A 4,812-nucleotide genomic window follows, 5' to 3' on the forward strand; every position below is an offset into this window, starting at 1 on the left:
CGTGAGAAAGTATGGGCGATGCTGAACGACATCGAGGCGCTCCGCACGCTGATTCCCGGCGTCGAGTCGCTGGAAGAAGTCGAGCCGAATACCTACAAAGGTGTCGCAAAGATCGGGGTCGCCGGTGTCAAAGGCGAGTACACCGGCACCGTGAGGCTCTCCGACTTCAACCCGCCCGTCGGCTACCGGCTCAGCGGCGAGGGGCGCGGCAAGCCAGGCCACGTTAAAGGTGAGGGATCGATCGAGCTAACGTCGGATACGCCGGATCAGACTGTGCTGCACTACAGCGGCGACGTGCAGGTCGGCGGGATGATCGCCAACGTTGGGCAGCGGCTTATCGAAGGCGCGGCCAAGATGCTGATCGGCCAGGGCATGAAAGCGCTTGCGCAACGGGTGGAAAAGCAAGGTTAAAAATTATCTGATGCAACGGTTTACAACGACACTGCGCGTACGGCATTACGAGATGGATGCGCTGGGGCATGTCAACAATGCCGTGTATTTACACTATCTCGAACAGGCGGCGATCGAGCATTCGGAGCAGCTTGGGTTTCCCATGGAGCGCTACCGCCAGCTTGGCGGCGTGTTCATTCTGCGGAAACTAGAGATCGATTACCGCCGTCCTGCCGCAGCCGGTGATACGCTGACGATCACAACCTGGGTCAAGGAGATGCGAGGTCCGCGCGCGGTGCGGCTCTACGAGATTCGCCGGTCCGGCGACGATCGCGCGCTGGTCACGGCTGAAGCGCTCTGGGCCTGGGTAGATCTGGCGACACAGCGGCCTCGGCCCATTCCACAGGCGGTGATCGATGCATTCCAGACGCGCCTCAAGCTCACGGACAATCGAGCGCCGCTGTCCTGCTCCCGCTGTGGCACGCCGCTGGAACTCAAGGGCAAGCGACCGCTGAATCAGCACGAGCGGCCCAGCTTATTCGGCGATCAGCCACAGGCGAAGGGCGAGCAGATCGATGTGTATGTCTGTCCCAACTGCGGACAGTCCGAGGTGTTCGTAGATAACGAGTACTCGGATTTCGATGGCTAGACGGGGCGAAAGAACAAAGAACAATCGGAGAACTGAGAGCAGGCGCTATGCGGGTGCTATGCGGGTGCCAGACCCAAAGGGTACCCCGGCATGGGCACCCGGCACACCAGGAATCGGAAACTTGGAACCTGGAACCTGGAGCTTGGAACGCGAAACGAGGAACGCTAAACGGAGTGGATCACGAATCAAAGGATACGGCGATCGTCGCGTGCGCGGTGGTGGCGGTCGCCGCGCTGCTGATCGGCGTGATGGTTGCCGTCGCCCTGCCAATGCTCTTTGGCCTATGACGATCGTCCAGCATACGAGGCACAGCCATGTTTCAGCTTCCCCCGCTAGTTAGATCAGGCACACGATCGCCGGATGCGCCGCCGTTGGAGCAGCCAGCAGCGTGCGTCGGGCTTGATGCGCATGCCTGAATCGGGTCGCGGGCGAGCAGCCCCGCAGCGCTTACCGGCAGCTACCTCCCCTGACAACGTAGGTCAGACCAGCTACCACCGCCGCTCGCAGAGACGGCGTAGCCTATAGACCCGGGTGGGACCAAAGGAGGTCAACGTGGAGATTTCGGTTACGGTCAACGGCAGAACGTACCAGCACGACGTTCCACCTCGCCTGCTGCTCGTGCATTATCTGCGCGAGCAGCTCAACCTCACCGGCGCGCATGTCGGCTGCGATACCTCGCAGTGCGGCGCGTGCGTGGTTCATGTTAACGGTCAGAGCGTCAAAAGCTGCACGATGCTGGCGGTCCAGGCGGACGGCTGCGAAGTCACCACGATCGAGGGGCTGGCGACGGACGGCACCTACCATCCGATGCAGCAGGGCTTCTGGGAGATGCACGGCCTGCAATGCGGCTTTTGCACGCCCGGCATGATCATGTCGGCCAGCGCGCTGTTGCAGAGCAATGCCAATCCCAGCGAGGCCGAGATTCGCCACGCGCTGGAAGGGAATCTGTGCCGCTGCACCGGCTACGAGAACATCGTGCGGGCGGTGCAGTACGCCGCCGGGCAGATGCAAGGGCAGGCGCAGGGCAACGGCCAGACCGCGATGCACGAGCAGGCCAAGCCGGAGACTCCCGAAACAGCGGCGGAGCTTGAGCATCCGCAGCGCGAAGGCGGCAGGCCCGAAGAGCCGGAGACTGTGGAAGACTGGCAGAGCGAAAACGCTGGCGTGAGCGATGATGCGCCAGCGAAGCCGGAGGCCCGGCTGAACACAGGAGAGGGGGGACTGTGATGGCAACGACAGACGCACCCGCTAAGATGTTCGGCCAGGCGCTCAAGCGCCGCGAAGATCCACGGCTGATCACCGGCAAGGGCAACTACGTCGACGACATCAAGCTACCGGGCTTGCTCCACGCGGCGATTCTGCGAGCGCCGTACGCCCACGCCAACATCAACAGCATCAACGCCGACGCCGCACGCGCGCTGCCCGGCGTGGTCGCGGTGATCACCGGCGACGAGATCGCGAAGGAGCAGAATCCGCTGCCGTGCGCCTGGGCCGCTGGCGGCGTTGACAACAACGTCAACACGCCGCGCGCGCTGGCCGTCGATACGGTGCGCTTTACCGGCGAGGGCGTCGCGATGGTCGTCGCGGAGTCGCCGTATATCGCCTACGACGCGCTCGATCTGATCGAGGTCGATTACGAGCCGCTCGACGTGGTGGTCGACGCCGAGGCCGCGACCAAGGAGGGCGCGCCGCAGCTCCACGAGAACGCGCCCAACAACATCGTGATGCGCTGGACCTGCGGCAAGGAGCAGGAGACGACCCAGGCGATCGACAGCGCCGAGGTGGTGGTTCGGCAGCGGATCGTCAACCAGCGGCTGCTGCCGACGCCGATGGAGACGCGCGGCTACATCTCGCGCTACGACGCCGCGACGGGCGAGTACACGATCTGGATGAGCTCCCAAGCGCCGCACGTGCATCGGCTGCTGCTCACCGCGTTCGTGCTGGGCATTCCCGAAAACAAGATGCGCTGCATCGCGCCGGATGTCGGCGGCGGCTTTGGCGCGAAGATCTTTGTCTATCCCGAAATGGCCGCGACGCTCTACGCCGCCAAGCAGGTCGGGCAGCCGGTCAAGTGGATCGAGACGCGCCGCGAGAACTACGCCGCCACCTCGCATGGCCGCGACCATATCACCGACATCGAGATCGCGGGGACGCGCGACGGCACGATCACGGGCATGCGCGTGCATACCTACGCCAACCTGGGCGCGTATCTCTCGACGATCGCGCCGGGCATTCCGACGACGCTCTACGGGCGCATGCTGTCGGGCGTCTATAACATCCCGGCGATCTTCTGCGAGGTCCATGGCGTCTACACGAATACGGGCATGGTCGACGCCTACCGTGGCGCGGGGCGGCCCGAAGCGACCTACGTGATCGAGCGGGCGATGGATATGTTCGCCGACGAGATCGGGATCGATCCCGCCGAGATCCGGCGCAAGAACTTCATCCAGCCCCAGGACTTTCCCTTCGATACCGGCCTGGGCATGCTGCCCTACGACAGCGGCAACTACGAGCCCGCGCTCGACAAGGCGCTCGAAGCGATCGGCTACCAGGATTTTCTCAAGCAGCAGGCCGAGGCGCGGCAAAATGGGCGGCTGCTGGGCATCGGCATCTGCTCGTACGTCGAGGTCTGCGGCGTCGCGCCGAGCAAGTGGATCGGCCTGACCGGCGAGGGCTGGGGCGCTGGCCTGTGGGAGAGCGCTAACGTCAAGGTCCATCTGACGGGCAAAGTCGTGGTGACAACCGGCTCGCTGCCGCACGGCCAGGGCCACGAGACGACCTTCGCGCAGCTTGTGGCCGACGAGCTGGGCGTGCCCTACGAGGACGTGCTGGTCGAGCACAGCGACACGCAGGGCACGCCCTTCGGCTACGGCACCTACGGCTCGCGCTCGGCGGCGGTCGGCGGCACGGCGATCTACAAGAGCGTGTCGAAGATCAAAGAGAAGGCGCGCAGGCTGGCGGCACATATGCTTGAGGCGGCTGAGGAAGATATTGTCTTCGAGGACGGCAAAGCCTACGTGCGGGGCGCGCCCGACGCGGCCAAGACGATTCAGGAGATCGCGCTTCAGGCCAGCGTGGCGTACGATCTGCCGCAGGGCATGGAGCCGTTTCTGGACGAGACGACCTACTACGATCCGCCGAACTGTACCTTCCCATTCGGCACGCACATCTGCACCGTCGAGATCGATCCCGACACCGGCAAGGTCACGCCGCTGCGCTACGTGGCGGTCGACGATGTGGGCAGGGTGATCAATCCGCTGATTGTGAACGGGCAGATCCACGGCGGCATCGCGCAGGGCCTCGCGCAGGCGCTCTACGAGGGCGCAGTCTACGCCGAGAACGGCCAACTGCTGACCGGATCGCTGATGGACTATGCGATCCCTAGAGCCGATATGGTGCCGCACTACGAGCTGAGCCGCACCGAAACGCCGTCGCCGGTCAATCCGATGGGCGTCAAAGGCGCGGGCGAGGCAGGCACGATCGCGTCGGCTGCAACCGTCTCGAACGCGGTGATCGATGCGCTGTCGCATCTCGGCATTCGGCACCTCGACATGCCGTACTCCGCCGAGAAGGTGTGGCGGGCGATTCACGGGCAGTAAAGAACAACGAACAACGGAACACAGCCCAAAACGACCAAATCTCCTGTTCTCTGTTCTTTGTTCTGCATCTAGGAGGAACTATGTTTCCTGGTGATTTTGAATATGCCGCGCCCGCGTCGTTGCAGGAGGCGCTCGATCTGCTGAGCCGGAATCCCGAAGCCAAGGTGCTGGCGG

General features: G+C 63.9%; 4 protein-coding genes. All 4 read left to right on the forward strand.

What is annotated here, in order from left to right; translation table 11 throughout:
* Positions 1-411 (forward strand): carbon monoxide dehydrogenase subunit G (locus tag VFZ66_04765; protein HEX6288478.1); only part of this gene is annotated, 411 nt, incomplete at its 5' end.
* A 10-nt stretch (positions 412-421) separates the two neighbouring features.
* On the forward strand, positions 422-1,039 hold the full coding sequence (locus tag VFZ66_04770; protein ID HEX6288479.1) for a thioesterase family protein: 618 nt from the start codon (positions 422-424) through the stop codon (positions 1,037-1,039).
* 552 nt (positions 1,040-1,591) lie between these two features.
* Positions 1,592-2,266 carry a (2Fe-2S)-binding protein gene (locus VFZ66_04775; protein ID HEX6288480.1) on the forward strand — a complete coding sequence of 225 codons (675 nt, stop codon included), beginning with the start codon at positions 1,592-1,594 and terminating at the stop codon, positions 2,264-2,266.
* Positions 2,266-4,638 (forward strand): xanthine dehydrogenase family protein molybdopterin-binding subunit, encoded by a 2,373-nt coding sequence (locus tag VFZ66_04780; protein HEX6288481.1) that lies wholly within the window; start codon positions 2,266-2,268, stop codon positions 4,636-4,638. The genes VFZ66_04775 and VFZ66_04780 overlap by 1 nt, the downstream gene beginning before the upstream one ends.
* Positions 4,639-4,812 lie beyond the last annotated feature (174 nt).

The organism is Herpetosiphonaceae bacterium, assembly GCA_036374795.1.
In the GTDB taxonomy this organism is placed as follows: domain Bacteria; phylum Chloroflexota; class Chloroflexia; order Chloroflexales; family Kallotenuaceae; genus LB3-1.